This window comes from Streptomyces sp. NPDC002306 (genome assembly GCF_053593435.1).
Window position 1 is genome coordinate 292461 of record NZ_JBSFCK010000009.1, and the last position, 19486, is coordinate 311946.

Annotated in this window: 13 protein-coding genes; 4 read left to right on the forward strand and 9 right to left on the reverse strand. The window is 72.8% G+C overall.

All coding sequences use genetic code 11. The features are described from left to right. Both ACWCQK_RS20675 and ACWCQK_RS20680 read left to right on the forward strand, forming a co-directional pair. Complete coding sequence (locus ACWCQK_RS20675; RefSeq protein ID WP_451156808.1) at window positions 1-879, forward strand: hypothetical protein; 879 nt, start codon at window positions 1-3, stop codon at window positions 877-879. 53 nt (window positions 880-932) lie between these two features. After that, a complete protein-coding gene (locus ACWCQK_RS20680) occupies window positions 933-5549 on the forward strand; it encodes a hypothetical protein (protein WP_451156810.1) in 4617 nt (1538 codons plus the stop codon). Between the two features lie 3 nt (window positions 5550-5552). Here the strand turns inward: ACWCQK_RS20680 and ACWCQK_RS20685 are convergent, their stop codons facing one another. The 8 genes from ACWCQK_RS20685 to ACWCQK_RS20720 all read right to left on the reverse strand — a co-directional run bounded on the left by ACWCQK_RS20685 (window position 5553) and on the right by ACWCQK_RS20720 (window position 16547). Further along, window positions 5553-7103, reverse strand: coding sequence for a GMC family oxidoreductase (locus tag ACWCQK_RS20685; protein ID WP_451156812.1), 1551 nt, complete (start codon window positions 7101-7103; stop codon window positions 5553-5555). 19 nt (window positions 7104-7122) lie between these two features. Further along, window positions 7123-8694 carry an APC family permease gene (locus ACWCQK_RS20690; protein WP_451156814.1) on the reverse strand — a complete coding sequence of 524 codons (1572 nt, stop codon included), beginning with the start codon at window positions 8692-8694 and terminating at the stop codon, window positions 7123-7125. A 228-nt stretch (window positions 8695-8922) separates the two neighbouring features. Next, window positions 8923-10389, reverse strand: a complete 1467-nt coding sequence (locus ACWCQK_RS20695) for an aldehyde dehydrogenase family protein (RefSeq protein WP_451156816.1) — start codon at window positions 10387-10389, stop codon at window positions 8923-8925. Next, entirely contained in the window at window positions 10382-11512 is a 1131-nt protein-coding gene (locus tag ACWCQK_RS20700) for an aromatic ring-hydroxylating oxygenase subunit alpha (protein WP_451156818.1), read from the reverse strand. The genes ACWCQK_RS20695 and ACWCQK_RS20700 overlap by 8 nt, the downstream gene beginning before the upstream one ends. Before the next feature lie 11 nt (window positions 11513-11523). Beyond that, window positions 11524-12678, reverse strand: coding sequence for an N-methyl-L-tryptophan oxidase (gene solA, locus ACWCQK_RS20705; RefSeq protein ID WP_451156820.1), 1155 nt, complete (start codon window positions 12676-12678; stop codon window positions 11524-11526). Between the two features lie 9 nt (window positions 12679-12687). Continuing rightward, window positions 12688-15204, reverse strand: a complete 2517-nt coding sequence (locus tag ACWCQK_RS20710) for a GcvT family protein (protein WP_451156822.1) — start codon at window positions 15202-15204, stop codon at window positions 12688-12690. A 171-nt stretch (window positions 15205-15375) separates the two neighbouring features. Further along, entirely contained in the window at window positions 15376-15513 is a 138-nt protein-coding gene (locus tag ACWCQK_RS20715; protein WP_451156824.1) for a hypothetical protein, read from the reverse strand. Between the two features lie 203 nt (window positions 15514-15716). Beyond that, window positions 15717-16547 carry an IclR family transcriptional regulator gene (locus tag ACWCQK_RS20720; RefSeq protein WP_451156826.1) on the reverse strand — a complete coding sequence of 277 codons (831 nt, stop codon included), beginning with the start codon at window positions 16545-16547 and terminating at the stop codon, window positions 15717-15719. A gap of 474 nt (window positions 16548-17021) precedes the next feature. Between ACWCQK_RS20720 and ACWCQK_RS20725 the strand changes: the two genes are divergently transcribed. Both ACWCQK_RS20725 and ACWCQK_RS20730 read left to right on the forward strand, forming a co-directional pair. Further along, window positions 17022-17345, forward strand: coding sequence for a bifunctional 3-phenylpropionate/cinnamic acid dioxygenase ferredoxin subunit (locus ACWCQK_RS20725; protein ID WP_451156828.1), 324 nt, complete (start codon window positions 17022-17024; stop codon window positions 17343-17345). Further along, a complete protein-coding gene (locus ACWCQK_RS20730; RefSeq protein ID WP_451156830.1) occupies window positions 17342-18526 on the forward strand; it encodes an NAD(P)/FAD-dependent oxidoreductase in 1185 nt (394 codons plus the stop codon). Before ACWCQK_RS20725 ends, ACWCQK_RS20730 begins: the two co-directional genes overlap by 4 nt. A gap of 49 nt (window positions 18527-18575) precedes the next feature. Here the strand turns inward: ACWCQK_RS20730 and ACWCQK_RS20735 are convergent, their stop codons facing one another. Beyond that, window positions 18576-19139 carry a hypothetical protein gene (locus ACWCQK_RS20735; RefSeq protein ID WP_451156832.1) on the reverse strand — a complete coding sequence of 188 codons (564 nt, stop codon included), beginning with the start codon at window positions 19137-19139 and terminating at the stop codon, window positions 18576-18578. Window positions 19140-19486 lie beyond the last annotated feature (347 nt).

A 19486-nucleotide genomic window follows, 5' to 3' on the forward strand; every position in this document is an offset into this window, starting at 1 on the left:
GTGACCGAGCACGTCGAGTGGAGTGAGCCGGACGCCGGTCCCGCGCCGGCGACCGCCGCCGTCACCCCCGCCGACGCCGCCGACGCGGCGCGGCTCGTCGCCTTCGGACTGCAGCCCAAGCTCCAGCCCGCGCGCGACCAGGAGTACACGGAGCTGCTGCGGCGCTACCGGGAGGATCCGCCGTTCGCGCGGCTCGCCGACGCCGTCGCCGCCGGGCTCGGGCTCGTCGTCCTCGAGGTGTCCCCGCGCGCGGGGATGGCCGTGACCGCGGCCGAGGACTCCGTGTTCGCCGTTCGCATGGGCGACTACGCGCGGCGCACGTCCGCCGACTCCGCCGACCGGTTCCTGCACGGGCTGGCCCACCTCGCGGTCGCCGCCATGGCGTTCCCGCGGCCGGAGGACCTCGCCGACGACGGCTACATCGGCCGGGTCAGCGTCAACGGGGTCGACGCCTTCGTCCGGCAGGCCTGCCGCCGGCTGGAGGAGCGCGCCGACGAACAGGGCGAGAACACCGACCCCGCCACCGACGCCCCCGGCCTGGAGGCCGCCTGGCGGATCTGGATCAGACGCAGCGCGACCGGCGCCACCAAGGACGCGCGCCGGCTGGCCGGCTCCACCACCGGCATCGTCGGCAAGGCCGCCGCCTTCCTCACCGACTCCGGCTTCCTCCAGCGCACCGGCGACGACAACGGCGGCACCTACCGCACGACGGCCCGCTACCAGCTCCAGGTGCGCGACATGGCCGGCGGCGCGGCCATGGCCGAGCTGATCGAACTGGGCGTCGTCCCGGTCACCGACGGCACACCGACCCTGCTGCCCGCCGAGGAGACGGACGACCTGGACCTGGTGGCCGACGCCGGGCTCCCGTTCCACTCCTGAAGCCCCCGAACCGCCCGATCCCCCGATCTGCCGAAGACTTACGAGAGTCCGCCATGTACGAGCTGTCCCGGGTCCGCCTCTACTCCATCGGTCCCGCCGGTGCGCGCTACGCCGACACCGTGCTTGACCTGCGGGGCGTGGGCGAGCCCGTGCCCGATCCCGCGCCCACCCAGGCGGAGTTCTTCGAGGACGAGCCCGTCGGCCCGCCCCGCAGGCCGGCGCCCGCCGGAGTGCTCTTCCTGGAGAACGGCGGCGGCAAGTCGGTCCTGCTCAAGCTGATCTTCTCGGTGATGCTGCCGGGCCACCGCAACACGCTCGGCGGCGCCAGCTCCGGCGTGCTGCGCAAGTTTCTGCTCGCCGACGACTGCGGGCACGTGGCACTGGAGTGGCAGCACGTGCTGACCGGCGAGTGCGTCGTGGTCGGCAAGGCCAGTGAGTGGCGCGGGCGCCAGGTCTCCAACGACCCGCGGAAGTTCGCCGAGGCCTGGTACTCCTTCCGGCCCGGCCCCGGGCTGAGCCTGGACAACCTGCCGGTCGCCGAGGCCACCGCCGTACGGCCGTCGGTCGAGGGCCAGTCCGGCGCACAGGGGCGCAGGCGCACCATGAAGGGCTTCCGGGACGCCATCACCGAGGCCGGCAAGGCCTACCCGCATCTGGAGGTGCACTGGGAGGAGATCCACGACCGCTGGATCGAGCACCTCGGCGACCTCGGTCTCGACCCGGAACTCTTCCGCTACCAGCGGGAGATGAACGCCGACGAGGGCGAGGCCGCGGGCCTGTTCGCGGTCAAGAAGGACTCCGACTTCACCGACCTGCTGCTGCGCGCCGTCACGGACACCCGTGACACCGACGGACTCGCCGACCTCGTCGGCGGCTTCGGCAACAAGCTGGGCCGGCGCGCCGAACTGATCGCCGAACGGGACTTCACCGCCGGGTCGGCCGACCTGCTCGGCCGGATCGTCGAGGCCGCGGAGGGGCGCTCACGCGCGCGTGACATCCACACGGCCGCCGAGCGGCGCACCCGCGCCCTGGCCCGCCGGCTGTCCGCCCGCGCCGTGCGCGAACGCACGCGTGCCACCGACCTCGCCCAGCGGGTCACGGCCGCCGCCTACGCCGTCACCCACGCCGAGGGCGCGCGCGGGCGCGGTGCCCTGGTCGCCGCGGAACTCGCCTACCGGCACGCGTCGCTGGCGCTCGCCGTCGCCGAGAAGTCCGCCGCCGCGCAGAAGCGCGAGCTCGCCGAGGCCCGCACCCTGCACTCCGCCTGGCAGGCCGCCGAGGCCGCGCTGCGCCACCGCGCGGCCGCCGACCGGGTCACCCGGGTCTCCGCCGCGATCCAGGAGGCCGAGCGGGACGCCGCCCCGGCGCTCGCCGCCCGCGCCAAGGCCGCCATAGACCTCGTACGGGCCCTGCACACGGCCGCCGAGAGCGCCGAGACCCTCGCCAACGAGGAGGAGGAGCGGTCCGCCGCCCTCCAGGAGGTCAGCGACACGGCGCACCGGGACGCCACGTCCGCCGCGACCGAGTCGCAGCGCGCCCGCAGCGAGATCGGCCACCTGCGCCAGCGCCTCACCGAGGTCGAGCAGGAGACGGCCGAGGCGGTGCGCGCGGGCTGGCTGGACGACAGCGCGCCCGACGCCGACCCCGCGCGCGCGGCCCTCGCCGCCAGCGACGCGGAGAAGACCGCCGTCGCCGCCTGGGACACCGCGCGGGAGACCTCGCGCCGGGCCACCGAACACGCGCGCGAGGCGGCCGCCGCGGAGTCCCGCGCGGAACTGGCCGCGGCCCGCGCCGCGGACGCCGCGACCGCCACCGAACGCTCGCGCGAGGCCGAACTCCGCATCGCCGAGGCACTGGCGGGCGAGGAGCGGCTCGCGGAGCTGCTGAGCCTGACCACCGGCGACGCGCACCGGGGGATCCCCCAGCCCCGGCAGGACGCCGACGGGGAGGGCCCCGGCGGCGCGTTCACCCCCGCCGAGCTCGACCGCTGCGCCGACGAACTGCGCGAGCTGCTCGACGACGCCGTCTCCGCCGCCGAACGGCAGCTCTTCGAGCTGCGCACGGCCGCCGCCGACGACTCCCGCATCCTCGCCGCGCTCGGCGACGGCGGACTGCTGCCGCCCGGCCCGGACGTGCTGGCCACCGTGGAGTTCCTCGGTGAGCACGGCATCCCCGCGCTGCCCGGCTGGCGTTATCTCGCCCAGGCCGTCGACCCCGCCGACCACGCCCGCGTGCTGGCCGCCCGCCCCGAACTGGTCGACGGCGTGATCATCACCGACCCGGCCTCGCACAGCCGGGCCCGGGAGGCGCTCGGCGACGCCGCGCTGCTGCCCCGGTCGGCCGTGGCGGTCGGCACCGCGGCCGCCCTGCTCGCCCCCACCCCGGCCGCGGACTCGCAGGACGGCGACGTCTTCCTCGTACCGCCGAACCCGGCCATGCACGACGAGCACGCCGCCGACGAGGAGCGGCAGGCGCTGCGGGCGCGGGCGACGGAGCGCGACGACGACATCCGGGCGCTCGCCGCGCGCCTGGGCAAGGACCGCGAGCTCGCCGCCCGGCTCGCCTCGTGGCGTACCGGCTGCCCCGCCGGACGGCTGGTGGAACTGGAGCGGGCCGCCGGCGACGCCCGCGCGTGCGCCGAGGAGGCCGAGGCCGAACGCGCCGAGGCGCGGACCGTGCGGGCCGAGGCGGAGGAGACCGCCGCCGAGGCCGCGCGGGTGCGCGACGAGCGGCAGGAGGCCGCACAGAAGGCGCGGCGCGCCGCGGACGCCCTGGCCGGGCTCGCCTTCCGGCTGCGCGAACGGGCCGGCTGGCAGGTCAAGCTGCGTGAACTCGCCGACGAGGCCACCGAGTCGGAGGCCCGCGCGCAGACCTGCCTGGAGCGCGCCCGCGCCGCCGACGAGGACCGCCGCGCGGCCCAGCGAGCCGCCGACGACACCCGGCGTACGGCCCGTGCGCTGCGCGCCGAGCGCGCCGAGATCGCCGGTGCCCCCGACGACGTACCGCAGGGCGACCCGGACGCCTCCAGGGCGTCCCTGCCCGCGCTGCGCGAGGCCTACCGGGCCGCCTCCCAGGTCTACGAGAAGGTCGGCGTCGGCGCCGACCTGCGCGCCGAGCAGGCCCGCGCGGAGAGCGACGAGAGCGCGGCACGGGCCGAGCTGGACCGGCTGAGCAACAAGGTCCGCACGCGCGCGGAGCAACTGCTCCAGTCGACGGACGGCGCCGACGGACCGTCCCGGCAGGCCGCCGCCGCGCGCGCCGAGGAACTGGTCGCGCTCCTGGAGACCCGGATGTCCCAGGCGAGCGAGCAGCTCGGACGGCTGCGCGGCGAGGCCGAGCGACACGCCCCCGAGGACGGCGCGGCGCACACCGAACTGTCCGAGGAGCTCCAGCCGCGCGACGCCGAGCACGCGCAGGCCCTGCGCCGGACCGCCACCGCGGAACTCGCCTCCCGCACCGAGGCGTTGGCCCAGGCCCGTGAGGCGCACGCCGAACTCCTGGACACGCACCGGGCGGCCGAGGACGCCGTCGGCGGCTTCGAGGAGACCGCCGCCCTGCTGCGTGACCTGCTGCGCGAGCACGCGTCCGAGGAGGAGCAGGAGGAGCCGGAGCCGTATCCCGGCAGCCTGGAGGAGGCCCGGCAGACGGCCGCCGAGTCCCGCCGCTCGCTGCGCGGCTGCGCCGCCGACCTGTCCGCCGCCGAGGCGTCCGTGCGCGAGGCGAGCGACATCCTCGTCCGGCACGCCAACTCCACGCGCTACGAGCAGGTGCGCACCCCGGCCCGGCAGCAGATCCGCGAACTGCCCGCCGCCGCCCTGCCCGAGCACGCGCAGAAGTGGGCGGACGCCTTCGCGCCCCGGCTGCGCGTCCTCACCGACGAGCTGGCGCAGCTGGAGCGCAACCGGGACTCGATCGTGGACCGGCTGCGCGGACTCGTGGAGTCGGCCCTCGCCACCCTGCGCTCGGCCCAGCGGCTCTCCCGGCTGCCCGAGGGGCTCGGCGAGTGGTCCGGGCAGGAGTTCCTGCGTATCCGCTTCGAGGAGCCCGACCAGGCCGTCCTCACCGAACGGCTCGGCGAGGTCGTCGACGAGGCCACCCGCGCCGCCGTGAAGAAGAACTCCGACCTGCGCCGCGACGGCATGTCCCTGCTGCTGCGCGGAGTCGCCGCCGCCCTCCAGCCCAAGGGCGTCGCCGTCGAGATCCTCAAGCCCGACGCCGTACTGCGCGCCGAGCGGGTGCCCGTCGGCCAGATGGGCGACGTGTTCTCCGGCGGCCAGCTGCTCACCGCCGCCATCGCGCTGTACTGCACGATGGCGGCCCTGCGCTCCAACGACCGGGGCCGCGACAAGCACCGGCACGCCGGCACGCTCTTCCTCGACAACCCCATCGGGCGCGCCAACGCCACCTACCTGCTGGAGCTCCAGCGGGCGGTGTCCGACGCGCTCGGCGTCCAGCTCCTCTACACCACCGGCCTGTTCGACACCACGGCGCTCGCGGAGTTCCCGCTGGTCATCCGGTTGCGCAACGACGCCGACCTGCGCGCGGGCCTGAAGTACATCAGCGTGGAGGAACACCTCCGGCCGGGGCTGCCGCAGCAGGCCCCGGCCGGGGACGACGCGTCGGTGCACAGCGAGATCACGGCGACCCGGATGTTCAGACGGCCCGCCTAGTCGTCACGCGTCCTCCTTCAGCAGGTCCGCGCACTTCTCGCCGATCATCATCGTCGTGATGCACGGATTGACGGAGACGAGATCCGGCATCACCGAACCGTCGGCGACCCTGAGGCCCTCGACCCCCTTGACCCGCAGCCGCGCGTCGAGCGGGGCCGAGGGGTCGCCGTCCGCACCCATCCGCACGGTGCAGGACGGGTGGTAGACGGTGTTGTGCGTCTTGTGGATGTAGTCGAGCAGTTCGTCGTCGGTGCGCACGTCCGGGCCGGGGGCCAGTTCGGCACCCGTCCAGCCGCTCAGCGCGGGCTGCTCGGCGATCCGCCGGGCCAGACGCAGCCCGTACGTCATCACCCGCACGTCGTGCTCGTGGGTGAAGTACCGCGGATCCACCCGGGGCTTGTCCCGGTGGTCCCGGGTCCGCAGCCGTACCGTGCCCCGCGACTTCGCCCGCGTCACGTTGGGGGTGAGGCAGAAGGCGTTCTCGGAGGTGGGGTAGCCGTGCCGGGCGGTGTTCATGTCGAACGGCACGGAGCCGTAGTGGAACATCAGGTCCGGCCGGTCCAGGCCGGGCTCGGTGTCGTAGAAGACGCCCGCCTCCCACCACTGGCTCGACGTGGTGGTCATCGGCCGGCCGGCCTCCCACATGATCACGCCCTCGGGGTGGTCCTGGAGGTTCTCCCCGACGCCCGCGGCGTCCACGGCCACCTCGACGCCGACCTCGCGCAGGTGGGCGGCCGGTCCGATGCCGGACAGCATCAGCAGCTTGGGGGAGTCGATGGCGCCGCACGACACGATCACCTCGCGCCGGGCCCCGACCGCGCGGGTGTGGACCAGGTCGGGGTCCAGGTACTCGGCGCCGACGCAGCGCCGCCCCCGCAGCACCAGCTTCTTGGCCCGCACCCCCGTGCGGACCTCCAGGTTGGGCCGCTTGCCCATGACGGGGTGCAGGTACGCCACGGACGACGACTGGCGGATGTTGTCCTCGTCGGAGTTGATCTGGAACCAGTTGGCGCCGCGCACCACCGTCGTGCCGGTGTTGAACGCGACCGTCGGGATCCCGGCCTGCGCGCACGCCTGGAGCAGCGCGGTGCCGCACGGGTCGTCGCTCTTCAGCGTGCGCAGCCTCACCGGTCCCGTGCGGCCGTGGTGGTCGCCGGGGGCGTCGTTGTTCTCCAGCCGCCGGTACAGCGGGAAGAGGTCGGCGGCGCTCCAGCCCGTACAGCCCGCGGCCGCCCAGTCGTCGAGGTCCTCGGCCGGGGCCCAGAAGGCGATACAGGAGTTGTGCGACGAACAGCCGCCGAGCACCCTCGCCCGCGCGTGCCGCAGGAAGCTGTTGCCGGCGGCCTGCGGCTCGACCGGGTAGTCCCAGTCGTAGCCGGACTCCAGCAGGCCCATCCAGCGTTCCAGCCGGAGGATGTCGTCGTCGCCGACATCGCTGGGACCCGCCTCCAGGACGCACACCGTGACCGACGGATCCTCGGAGAGCCGGGCCGCCACCACGTTGCCGGCGGTGCCGCCGCCGACCACGACGTAGTCGAACTCATCGACGTTCATGAGCAGGGGCCTCCTTCCGTCAGTCGGCCGCCGGGGCGGCGAGCGGAGCCGGCGGGGCCGGGGTGTCGTCCAGCCGGTGGTCGGCGAGCACGCCGGTGCGGTGGCGCTGGACGAACCAGTAGTAGGCGTAGCCACCGCCCGCGATGACCACGACGAACAGGACCGCGCCCCACTTCAGGTACCAGTGGAAGGGGGCGGCCGCGTTGTAGACCGCGGCACGCGGCCAGATCAGGTTGAGGGTCATCGCACCGCCCCACAGCACCGCGACGATGTTGACCAGCAGTCCCCAGCGGCCCAGCGAGAACTTGCCGTCGCCCGCCGGCTGCCATCTGCCGCGCAGCCGGGCCACCAGCATCGGGCCGGTGACCCCGAGGTAGGCGAGGTAGATCATGACGATGCCGATGCTGGTGACGACGGTGAAGATCTGCGGCTGGCGGATGTTGACCACGAGGATCGCCAGCGCCAGGATCCCGATGATCACGGCCGGCAGCACCGGGGTCTTGAAGCGCGGGCTCACCTTGGCCAGCAGCGCGGAGGCGGGCAGGTTGTTGTCCCGGGACATCGCGAACGCCAGCCGGATCGCCGCCGTGTGCACGGCCAGCGCGCAGACCGTGACCGCGATCAGCACGCACCACAGCATGGCCTTGCCGGCCGTCGGGCCGAGCACGTCCAGCACGACGAACTGCAGGCCGTCCGTGGACAGTTTGCCGTTCTTCAGGCTGGAGACGCTCATCAGCGCGAGCAGCAGCACCAGCCCGCCCAGGACGAACGAGGCGACGATGGCACGGATGATGGCGCGCGGCGCGTTGCGGGACGGGTTCAGGGACTCCTCACCGAGCGAGGCGGCCGTGTCGAAGCCGTACATGACGTACGCGGACGCGAGCGAGGCCACCAGGAAGGCGCCGAGGTAGCCGGTCGAGTAACCGGCCCCCGTCCCCTGGGTGTCCATGACCACCTGCGGACCGCGGGTGATGTGCACCGCGAACAGGACGATCAGTACGACCGTGGCGACCAGCTCGATGAACACGCCCGCCGTGTTGATGGTGGCCATCAGCTTGACGCCGAAGGCGTTCACCAGCGTGGTGAACAGGATCAACACCGCGGCCAGGATGACCGCGTTCGTCGCCACGTCGTACTTGCCGGTGCCGTCGCCCACGAACTGGAAGAACGAGGAGATCTGCGGCAGCGTCAGCTGGTACGCCAGTGCCACGGCGGAGATCGTCACGATCGAGGCGATCAGCATCATCCAGCCGGCGAGCCAGCCCAGGTGCGGATTGCCTATCTTCTTCGACCAGTTGTAGACCGAGCCCGCGACGGGGTAGCGGGCGGCCAGTTCCGCGAAGCACAGGGCGACCATGAACTGGCCGACGAAGACAATCGGCCACGACCACCAGTAGGCGGGGCCGCCGCTGCCGTAGCCGAAGTAGAACAGCTGGAAGGTGCCGGTCAGGATCGAGATGTAGCTGATCCCGGCGGCGAAGGTGTGGAAGTTGCCGAGGGTGCGCTTGAGTTCGGGCCGGTAGCCGAACTCGGCGAGCTCGGCGTCGTCGTGGCCTTGTGGTCCGGACGAGGGTCGTTCGGTTGTCGTCATGAGCGGACTCCTGGTGGGCCTGGGGAGGAGGGATGGAGCGGCTCGTGCGGGTGCCTGGATCGGTGCGGGGGGTTGGGGGGTTCGTTCGCGGTGACGGAGGGCCCGCTGCGGCGGGTGAGTCCGCCTCTGCGGGTGGGTCCCCTCCTACGGGTGGGTCTCCTATTGCGGTCGGGCTCTCTGGCGCGGGTGGGTCTCCTCAGCGCGCGTGGGTCCGCTCGCGCGGGGGCGTCACGTGAACCACCCCTGCGCGCGGGGCGCGGTGTTGCGCCAGATGTGCTTCGCCTCGCGGTACTCGGCGAGCCCCGAGGGCCCGAGTTCGCGCCCGGAGCCGGACTGTTTGAAACCGCCCCACTCGGCCTGCGGGACGTAGGGGTGGTAGTCGTTGATCCAGACCGTGCCGAGCCGCAGCCGGGCCGCGACGCGCGCGGCCCTCGCCTCGTCGCTCGTCCAGACCGCGCCGGCCAGCCCGTAGATCGTGTCGTTGGCGAGCCGGACGGCCTCGGCCTCGCCGGTGAAGCGCTCGACGGTCAGGACCGGGCCGAAGGACTCCTCCTGGACCACGGACATCCCGGCCGCGCACTCGTCCAGCACGGTGGGCAGGTAGTAGAACCCCTCGTCGAAACCGTCCCCCGTCGGGCGGGCGCCACCGCACCGCAGCACGGCTCCCTCGGCCAGCCCCCGGGCCACGTAGGCCTCGACCTTCGCCCGGTGGGCGGCGGAGATCAACGGCCCGGTCCGGGCCTGATCGTCGAACGGCCCGCCGAGCCTGATCTCCGCGGCCCGCCGCACGACCTCGTCCACGAATCGGTCGTGCAGCTGATCCTCGACCAGCAGCCGCGCCCCCGCCGAGCAGACCTGCCCGGAGTGCAGGAACACGGCCGTCAGCGCCATGTCGACGGCCGCGTCGAAGTCGGCGTCCGCGAAGACGATGTTGGGGTTCTTGCCACCGAGTTCGAGGGCGACCTTCTTCACCGTCGCGGCGGCGGCCGCCATCAGCCGGCGGCCCGTCCCGAGGCCGCCGGTGAAGGACACCAGGTCGACGTCCGGGTGATCGCCGAGCGGAGCGCCCGCCTCCGGGCCGGCGCCCAGGATCAGGTTGCCCGCGCCCGGCGGCAGCCCCGCCTCGGTGAGCAGCCGCATGAGATGGATCGCGGTGTGCGGGGTCAGCTCGCTCGGCTTCAGCACGAAGGTGTTGCCCGCCGCGAGCGCCGGGGCGACCTTCCACGCGGTCTGAAGAAGCGGATAGTTCCAGGGCGTGATCAGCGCGCAGACCCCGACGGGCTCGTACACGACCCTGCTGTCGACGCCTTCCGTGCCGGTGTCGACGACCCGGCCGGTCTCGCTCGCGACCAGCCGGCCGAAGTAGCGGAAGCAGTGCGCGACGTCGTCGATGTCGTACTCGCTCTCCACCAGCCGCTTGCCGGTGTCGAGGGACTCGGCGCGGGCGAGCGCGGCCTTGTCGCGGACCAGGAGGCCGGCCACGCGCAGCAGCAGCGCGCCGCGCTCGTCGGCCGAGGTGTGCGGCCAGGGCCCCGCGTCGAAGGCGCGGCGCGCGGCGGCGATCGCCTCGACCGTGTCCTTGCCGCCGGCCTCGTCCACGACCCCGACCAGCGAGCCGTCGGCGGGACAGCGGATCTCGCGGGTGCGCGCGTCGAGAGCCGACCGCCACTCACCGTCGATGAACAGGTCAGGCATGGCCGCCTCCGAGCTGGTCGATGAGCCACTCGTGGAAGATCCCGAGGTGATGCTCGTTCGGGACGAGCACACCACCGTCGCGGTACGCCCGCGAGGTCATGGCGGGCTGGGTGCGTTCACACGCCTCGAAGTCCTGTTCGTTCACCCGGTGGAACAGCTCCACCGACTTCGACACGTCCGTACCCGACGCGACGATCTCCGGCGCGTACAGCCAGTCGCACTCGACGACCGTGCGGTCCTGCGCGAGCGGGAACATGCGGTGCAGTATGACGTGGTCCGGCACGAGGTTGATGAAGACCGTCGGTTTCACGGTGATCGCGTAGTAGCGCCGGTCCTGGTCGTCGGAGACGTCCGGCAGTCGCGCGAAGCCCTCGCTGCCGTCGACCGTGAAGCCCCGGACGCCGTCACCGAACGCGGCGCCGTGGCCGACGTAGTACTGGGCCGCGTAGCCGTCGGCGAACTCCGGCAGGACGTCGGTGAGCTCGGGGTGGATCGTCGCGCAGTGGTAGCACTCCATGAAGTTCTCGACGATCAGCTTCCAGTTCGCCCGCACGTCGTAGGTGATCCGCCGGCCGAGGGCGAGGCGCTCGGCGCCGTAGTGGCCGATCGCCGCCGCGTCGCCGAGCCGTTCGACGGCCGCGTGCTCCACGGTCTCTTCGAAGGACGGCGGTTCGGCGGCCAGGGACACCCAGGCGTAGCCGAGCCACTCGCGCAGGGCCACCTTGATCAGGCCGTACGCCTCCCGGTCGACGTCCGGCATCCTGCTCAGGTTGGGCGCGGCGACCAACTTGCCGTCGAGGTCGTAGGTCCACGCGTGGTACGGGCACTGGAGGGTGCGGCGGACCTCGCCGGACTCCTGCGTGCACAGCCGGGCCCCGCGGTGCCGGCAGACGTTCAGGAAGGCGCGCAGCTCGCCGGTGCGGGTGCGGGTCACGATGACGCTCTCGCGGCCCACCTGGACGGTGCGGAAGGTGCCCGGTGCGGCCAGGTCGGCGCCGCGCACGGCACAGAACCACATGGACTCGAACAGAAGTTCCTGTTCCTGTCGGAAGATCTCCGGGTCGGTGTAGTAGCGCCCGGGGAGGGTGGCGATCAGGCTCGGGGAGCCGGGGGTCGTCGTCACGTGCGGGCTCCTCAGGCGGACGCGGTGGCGAGGCGGGCGGGGTCGAACAGACCGATCGGGTGCGCGGTGGAGCCGGTCAGCGCCAGGTCGGCGAGGATCTCCCCGACCACCGGCACGAACTTGAAGCCGTGCCCGGAGAACCCGCAGGCCACGGTCACCGACTCCGGGTGCGCGGGATGGCGGGCGATGACGAAGTGCTCGTCGGGGGTGGTGGAGTACATGCAGGTCACGGCCTTCAGGAAGGTGCCGGGGAGGTCCGGGATGCGGCCGGACATGTGGTCGGCCATCGCCCCGATCTCCTCCTCGTGGACCGTCCGGTCGATCGTCTCCGGGGTGGTGACCCGCCCCTTGCGGAAGAAGGCGACCTTGGCGCCGAGGCCGGGGCCGTCGATGGCCGGGAATCCGTAGACCTGGACGCCGTCCGCGGCCTCCCAGACGTAGATCGGATGCTTCTCCGGCAGGAACCGCTCGACACCGCCCCGGGGTTCGAACCAGTACATGACCTGCCGCTCGATGGTGAACGGCACCCCGAGGTCGGTGAGCAGCCGCGGTGCCCACGCGCCCGGGCAGACCACCAGGTGGCTCGCCGTGTAGGTGTTCTCGGCCGTGTGCACGCGAACGCCGTCCCGGTACGGCTCCCAGCGCGTCATCGGCTCCTCGAAATGCAGCTCGGCGCCCTGCCGGGTGGCCAGCTGGAGATGGGCCGCGACCGTGTTCTCGGGCCGGACGAGCCCCGCCTTCGTCTCGAAGAGCGCCACTTCGTCGTCCCTCGGCGTCAGCGTCGGGAAGCGGCGGCGGATCTCGCGCGCGTCCAGCATCTCGTGCGGCAGATCCCACTGCCGCGCGGAGCGCAGTGAGCCGGCGACGGTCCGCGAGTCGGGCCGCCCGACCATCACCCCACCGCACAGGGTGGCGATCTGCCGGCCGGTCGCCCGCTCCAGCTCGTCGTACAGCTCGTACGCGCGAAGCAGCAATGGCACGTAGGCCGGGTCCTCGAAGTAGGACTGCCGGGTGATCCGCGAGCCGCCGTGGCTGGAACCCCGGTTGTGGACCGGGCCGAACTTCTCCAGGCCGAGCACCCGCGCGCCGCGCGCGGACAGATGGTGCGCGGCGGCGCTGCCCATTCCGCCGAGACCGATCACGATCACGTCGTACGTGGGGGACATGCGCGTCTCCTATCGGCGGATGCGGGTCATCTTCGGGTCGAAGAGCGGCTCGTCGGCGACGGTCGCCGGGATCCTCTCGCCGAAGTACTCGATGTGCACGCCGGTGCCGGTGGCCAGCACCGGCAGCCAGGCGTACGCGACGCAGCGGCCCAGCGTGTAGCCGTAACCGGCGCTGGTCACGTACCCGGAGGGGTCGTCTCCCGGTCGGGCGGAGCCGGGGGCGGGGGCGTACACGGGCTCTTTGCCGAGGACCACGGCGGCGGGGTCGTCGAGCAGGAGGGGGGTGAGCCTGCGCGGTGGGCCGGGCCGGGTCCGGAGCGCGCGCAGGGCCTCCTGGCCGACGAAGCCGTCCTTGTCCATGCGGACGGCGAAGCCGACGCCCGCCTCGAACGGGTGGTGCTCGTCGGTCATGTCGGTGCCCCAGGCGCGGTATCCCTTCTCCAGCCGCAGGGAGTTGAAGGCCGAGCGCCCGGCCGCGACCACGCCGTGCTCCTGGCCGGCCTCCCACAGCGTGTCCCAGAGCCTCAGCCCCAGGTCGGCGGTGGTGTACAACTCCCAGCCCAGCTCGCCGACGTACGACAGACGCAGCGCCGTGACCGGCACGTGCCCGATGTACGTCTGCTTCGCGCGGAAGTAGCCGAACCCCTCGTGCGAGAAGTCGTCGTGGCTCAGCGGCTGTACGAGATCGCGGGCCAGCGGGCCCCAGACCCCGACGCAGCAGGTGCCGGCGGTGACGTCCCGGACCTGTACGTCCGCCGGGGCGTGGCGCAGCAGCCGGTCCAGGTCGGCGGGGGAGTTGGCGCCGACCTGGAAGAGGTCGGGGGCGAGGCGGGCCACGGTGAGGTCGGAGCGGACGCCGCCCGTCTCGTCCAGGAGCAGCGTGTAGGTGACCGCGCCGGGCTTCTTGCGGAGGTTGTTGCTGGTCATGCGGTCCAGGAAGCCGAGGGCTCCGGGGCCGGTGACCTCCAGGCGCCGCAGGGGGGTCATGTCGTACAGGGCGACCCTCTCGCGCGTGGCCCTCGCCTCGGCGGCCGCGATCGGCGACCAGTGCCGGGCCGACCAGGCGTCGCGTTCGGGGAGGGGGCCGAGCGCGTCGACGAGCGGGGCGTTCGCCTCGTACCAGTGCGGGCGCTCCCAGCCGCCGCCCTCCAGGAAGTACGCGCCGAGCTGCTGCTGACGGGCGTGGAAGGGGCTCACACGGAGCGGGCGTGGCCGTTCCATCGGCTGCAGGGGGTGGAGGACGTCGTACACCTCCACGAACTGCTGAGCACCGCGTTCACGGACGTACGACGGTGAACGCTGCGCCTCCTCGAACCGCGTGAGCTCGCATTCGTGCAGGTCCAGGGACGGGCGCCCGTCGACCATCCACTCGGCGACGGCCCTCGCCACCCCGGCGGAGTGGGTCACCCAGACGGCCTCGGCCAGCCAGAAGCCGCGCAGTCGGCGTGACTCGCCGAGGACCGGCATGCCGTCGGGGGTGAAGGAGAAGACGCCGTTGAAGCCCTCCTCGACGTCGGCCGCGTCGACGTCCCGCAGCGCGGGGAACAGCCGACGGCAGTCCTCCCAGCTCGGGGCCCAGTCCTCGGCGGTGAACGGATACGAGGACGGCATGTCCCCGTGCCGTGCGCGCGCCTCGTCGTACGGCAGCACCGCGAACGGATCGACGGGCAGCGGCCGGTGGGCGTACGAACCGATGCCGATACGGTCGGTGTGCTCGCGGAAGTAGAGGTCCCGGTCCTGGAGGCGGAGGATCGGCATCGACGCCTCGGAGGCGGCGTCGGCCAGTTCGGGCAGCCTCGGGGTCTTCGCGTACTGGTGGGCCAGCGGCTGGAGAGGTACGTCGACCCCGGCCATACGGCCGATGACCGGGCCCCAGAAACCGGCCGCGGAGACGACGTGGTCCGCCGGGAAGGTGCCCTGGTCGGTGACCACGGCGGTGACCCTGCCGTGCTCCCGCTCGATCCCGGTGACCGTGTGGCGGTCCAGGAAGCGGGCGCCGCGGGCGGTGGCCCGGTCCAGCTGCGCGCGCGAGGCGAGCAGCGCGCGGGCCAGGCCGTCCTCGGGAGTGTGGAAGCCGCCCAGGACGGTCGACTCGTCGATGAGCGGCCAGAGTTCCTTGCAGCGGGCGGCGTCGACCACCTCGCCCCGGATGCCCCAGGCGGCGGCGTAGCCGGCCCGGCGGTGCAGGTCGGCCAGGCGCTCGGGGGTGGTGGCCAGTTCCAGGCCGCCGACCTGGTGGAAGCAGGGGACGCCGTCGACCTCCAGCGCGCCGAACTTCTCGACCGTGTACTTGGCGAACTCCGCGAGCGTCCTGGACGGGTTGGTCCGGAAGACGAGGCCCGGCGCGTGCGAGGTGGAGCCGCCGGGCGCGGGCAGGGGGCCCTGTTCGAGGACCGTGACGTCGGTCCAGCCACGGGCGGTCAGCTCGTCGGCGAGGGAGCAGCCGACGATCCCGGCGCCGATGACGATCACACGCGGGGACGGGGGGCGGTTCTCGTGGGCACGGTGTACGGGGATGCCGGACATGCCCCTCCTTGCCGGGGTGGGGTGCTGCGGAGAGCGCGGGGAGTCGGTTCGGGGGCTGGGCGGTTGGTGGGCTGGGCGGGGCCCTGCGGTCCGTCGGGGAGTCGCGTTGCGAGGGTCGGGCTCATGGGTCGAGCGGAGTCGGGCTCATGGATTGCGAGGGGTCGGGATCACTCACGGGTCGAGCGTCGTGGTCACGAAGGCGGGGAGGTCCAACAGCCGGTACAGGTACTGGTCGATGAGGCACGGGAAGTCGTCCGTGATCGCGCCCTCCCGCTTCACAGCGACTACGGCACGGACCTCGTGAGGCACGACCAAGCTCCTCTGCTGTTGCGCAGTGCACGATCGGTTGCGCGATGAGGGACATCTTGAGAACGCCATCAAGCAGCCGTCAAGAGGCGCGAGTTAACCCTTGGCAAAAGGAGCCGGGCGGACGAAACCTGACGGACACACAGCGGCGGCGGGCCGGTCGAAACCCGGCCCCGTGCCGCACTTCGCAGGGGACGCGCCCTACGTCAGAAGCCGTACCCCATCCGGCGGGACAGCTCGGCCCCCGCCGCCACCGTCCGCTTCGCCAGCTCCGGCAGACGGTCGCTGTTCAACCGGTACACCGGTCCCGAGACGCTGATCGCGGCGATCACCTTGCCGTCGTGGGACCGGACCGGCGCGGCCACCGCGGTCAGGCCGAGTTCGAGTTCCTCGACGGTGATTCCGTAGCCCTCCTGAACCACGGCCTCCAGTTCGCCGCGGAGCATCGACGCACCGGTGATCGTGCGCTCGGTGAAGCGCGGCAGGGGGCGTGCCAGCAGACCTTCGCGCAGGGTCGGCGTGGTGTGCGCCAGCAGCACCTTCCCGCTGGAGGTGGCGTGCAGCGGAGTGCGTCTGCCGAGCCAGTTCTGCGCCGTCACGGACGCGGTGCCGCGGGCCTGCATGATGTTGACGGCCGCGTCGTCGTCCAGGACCGCGATGTTCACCGTCTCGCCCAGCTCGTCGGCGAGCTCCCGGCACACCGGGACACCCTCCTGCGAGATGTCCAGCCGCACGGCCGCCGCCCCCGCCAGGCGCAGTACGCCTGCTCCCAGGTAGTACTTCCCGCGGTCCTTGGCCTGGGCCACCAGGCCACGGTTCTCCAGGACACCGAGCAGCCGGAACGCGGTGGACTTGTGCACGTCCAACTCCTCGGCGATCTCGGTGACGCCGGCCTCGCCGTGCCGGGCGAGGATCTCCAGCACACTCACGGCGCGGTCCACCGACTGCACGGCGCTCGCCGCGCCTCTGCCGCCGGGCCGCTCCTGATTCGCCTCGTTCTCCGCGCCGCGGTCGGACTGCTTCTGCGTGCGGGTCATGGCTCGACTCTCACCACCTGACAGCCCTGTTTGGGCCGCATCTGCGGGAAACCCTTGACGCGACGGTCGCCTCGCCCGGATTCTGTTGCGCATAGCGCGCGTTCATGCGTCATACGAAACATCATGTTACCGAAGCGTCCGGATCTCGGAAGGGCTCCGCGCAAGCCGGACCAAGGACGCTCCGTCGCTCCGTCCGCTTCCCCCGCCCGGCATCTCCGCTCTGCCGCGCGTCCGCACTTCGGCTCTGCCACGCGTTCACCCTTCCGCTTCCGTGTCTGCCGTCTGCCGTCTGCCGTCTGCCGTCTGCCGTCTGCCGTCTGCCGTCTGCCGACTCCGCCTTCCGCTGGTCGCGCTCCGCTGTCCGCGTTGCCGTTTCTGCTGCTTTCACCGCCCGGACCGCAATGGTCCGAGCTCCCTGACCGCCTGGACCGAGCAGGTCCCGGACCGTGCGTCCCGGGGCCGAGAGGGGGGCCCGTGATTCCCGTCTGCCGCCTCGAAGACCTCCCCGCGGGTGAGTCCGTCCGCGTCGAGACCACCCCGCCCGTCGCTGTGTTCCGCACCGACGACGGTGAGCTCTACGCCATCGACGACACCTGCACCCACCAGGACGCCTCCCTTTCCGAGGGATGGCTGGAGGGCTGCGTCGTCGAATGCCCGCTGCACGCCGCCTCGTTCGATCTCCGCACCGGCCAGCCGACCTGCCTACCGGCCCGCCGTCCCGTGCGCACCCACCGGGTCACCGTCGACGACGGCGTCATCCACGTCCACCTCATCGCGCGGGAGGGCAGCGCCGCGTGAGGACCGTCACCGTCGTCGGCGCCTCGCTCTCGGGCCTGTACGCCGCCCGGGAACTGCGCACTCAGGGATTCGACGGACGACTCGTGATCGTCGGCGACGAGCCCCACCACCCTTATGACCGCCCTCCCCTCTCCAAGGACTTTCTCACCGGCCGTGCGAGCGAGGACGACCTCGCCCTCACCGACGGCGAGGAATCGGCCGGACTCGACGCCGAATGGGTCCTCGGCGTCCGGGCCCGGAGCCTCGACACCCGCGGCCGCGCCGTGCTCCTCGACGACGGTCGTACCGTCTCCACCGACGGTGTCGTCATCGCCACCGGCGCCTGCGCCCGTCGCCTTCCCAGTGATGGCCTCGCCGGCGTCCACACCCTGCGCACCCTCGACGACGCCCGCGCCCTGCGCGCGGAACTCGTCCGCGGCCCGCGCCAGGTCGTCGTCATCGGCGGTGGCTTCATCGGCGCCGAGACCGCCTCCTCGTGCGCCGCCCTCGGCCACCGCGTGACGGTCGTCGAGGCCGCCCCGCTCCCGCTCGTCCCCCAACTCGGCGCCGAGATGGCCGCCGTATGCGCCGCCCTGCACCGCCGGGGCGGGACGGAACTGGTGACAGGCATCGGCGTCGCGGGACTGCGCGGCGCGGTCGCCGTCGCCGGCGTGGAACTCTCCGACGGCCGTACCCTCCCCGCCGACATCGTGATCGTCGGCATCGGCGCCACCCCCAACACCGGCTGGCTGGCGGGCTCGACGCTCGCCGTGGCGGACGGCGTCCGCTGCGACGACGGCTGTGTGACCGCGCTGTCGCAGGTGGTCGCCGTCGGCGACGTGGCCCGCGTCGGCGGGATCCGCGCCGAACACTGGACCTCCGCGACGGAGCAGCCGCGCGTCGCCGTGACCAACCTGCTGGCCGGGCGAACCGTCGAGACCGCGCGGTCGGTGCCGTACTTCTGGTCGGACCAGTACGGCACCCGTATCCAGTTCGCCGGCCGGCGCCGGGACGGCGACCGTGTCCGTATCACCGAGGGCGCCCTCGCGGAGGGCGCACCGGCCGACGACGGCTTCCTCGCGCGCTACGAACGGGACGGCCGGACGACCGCGGTGCTCTCCGTGGACCGGCCGCGCCCCTTCACACGCGCACGGCGCGAGCTGTCGCGTGGGGAGGGCCGAGTGGCGTCGGCCGTGCTCTGAGGCCGGGGCCGCCACGCGATACCGGGACGTGGTGCGGACGGCCGTGGCCTCAGGAGTGCGACAACTGCCCGGTGCCTCCTGCCCGGCGTATCCGCTCGTTGGCCCGCTCGGTGGTGCGTGCCTGCCGCCGAGCCCTGCGACGCTCGCGGCGCAGTGACCGGGCGGTGCTGTTCGGGGCCGACACGACGCCGTTGCGCTGGTTCCACACCTGGCGGGTCACCCAGACGTCGAGCGCGCCCCACGTGGCGACCACGGTGCCGGCCACACTGCTGATCACCATCGGGAAGGCCAGCCACGACCCGGCCAGGGTGCACAGGAAGGCCGTCATCGCCTGTATCAGCGTCACGGCGATGATGATCACCGCGCGCACGGCCGCCGTACGCACCGGGTCGGGCATCCGACGCCGCCGCGCGGGCTCCTCGACCCACAACGGCCGATACCGAGGTCGCTCCCGCGCCAGGTCCTCAACCGATCCGCGAGCCTGGGGCACGGCCGCTCGCGCCGGGCCCCCGTCCGCCGGAATGTCGCGATCCGGTGCCTCGGGGCGCCGCTGCGCCATCCTGTGCGCCACCGCGCTTTCCTGAGGCGCCTCGTGCCGCTCCACCGTGCCCATCACCGTGTCACTCCCCACCGCCAGCAGACCGCGTGTTCGGTCCGAAGACCCCGACTCCCCAGTGGCTGCCCGGCTTGCGCTGTTTTACGCCGCCCGGGTGCGGGATGCGGCTCCTGTGGCCGATTCCGCCCCCGGTTCCCGTAGAGATAGACGAACGAAGTCGCCCGAAGATTCCCAACAGGCGCAAAATTCTGGCCAACTGGCCAAAGACGTAGGGCGGATCCGGCTCCTCGGACCCGAGGGGATCCCGGGAGGCAATCTCCCGCAATGACCGGACAACTCCGTATGTCTTGCCGCGGGTACGGAAGTTCGGCCTCCGGACGGCCCTTCGAGTTACCTGTGCGTCA

Excerpts from the sequence above, each read along its gene's own strand:
- ACWCQK_RS20720 (WP_451156826.1), bottom strand. The coding sequence starts at position 16,547 with ATGACCCGCACGCAGAAGCAGTCCGACCGCGGCGCGGAGAACGAGGCG.
- ACWCQK_RS20695 (WP_451156816.1), bottom strand. The coding sequence starts at position 10,389 with ATGCCTGACCTGTTCATCGACGGTGAGTGGCGGTCGGCTCTCGACGCG.
- ACWCQK_RS20710 (WP_451156822.1), bottom strand. The coding sequence starts at position 15,204 with ATGTCCGGCATCCCCGTACACCGTGCCCACGAGAACCGCCCCCCGTCC.
- ACWCQK_RS20690 (WP_451156814.1), bottom strand. The coding sequence starts at position 8,694 with ATGACGACAACCGAACGACCCTCGTCCGGACCACAAGGCCACGACGAC.
- ACWCQK_RS20685 (WP_451156812.1), bottom strand. The coding sequence starts at position 7,103 with ATGAACGTCGATGAGTTCGACTACGTCGTGGTCGGCGGCGGCACCGCC.
- ACWCQK_RS20680 (WP_451156810.1), top strand. The coding sequence starts at position 933 with ATGTACGAGCTGTCCCGGGTCCGCCTCTACTCCATCGGTCCCGCCGGT.
- solA (WP_451156820.1), bottom strand. The coding sequence starts at position 12,678 with ATGTCCCCCACGTACGACGTGATCGTGATCGGTCTCGGCGGAATGGGC.
- ACWCQK_RS20735 (WP_451156832.1), bottom strand. The coding sequence starts at position 19,139 with ATGGGCACGGTGGAGCGGCACGAGGCGCCTCAGGAAAGCGCGGTGGCG.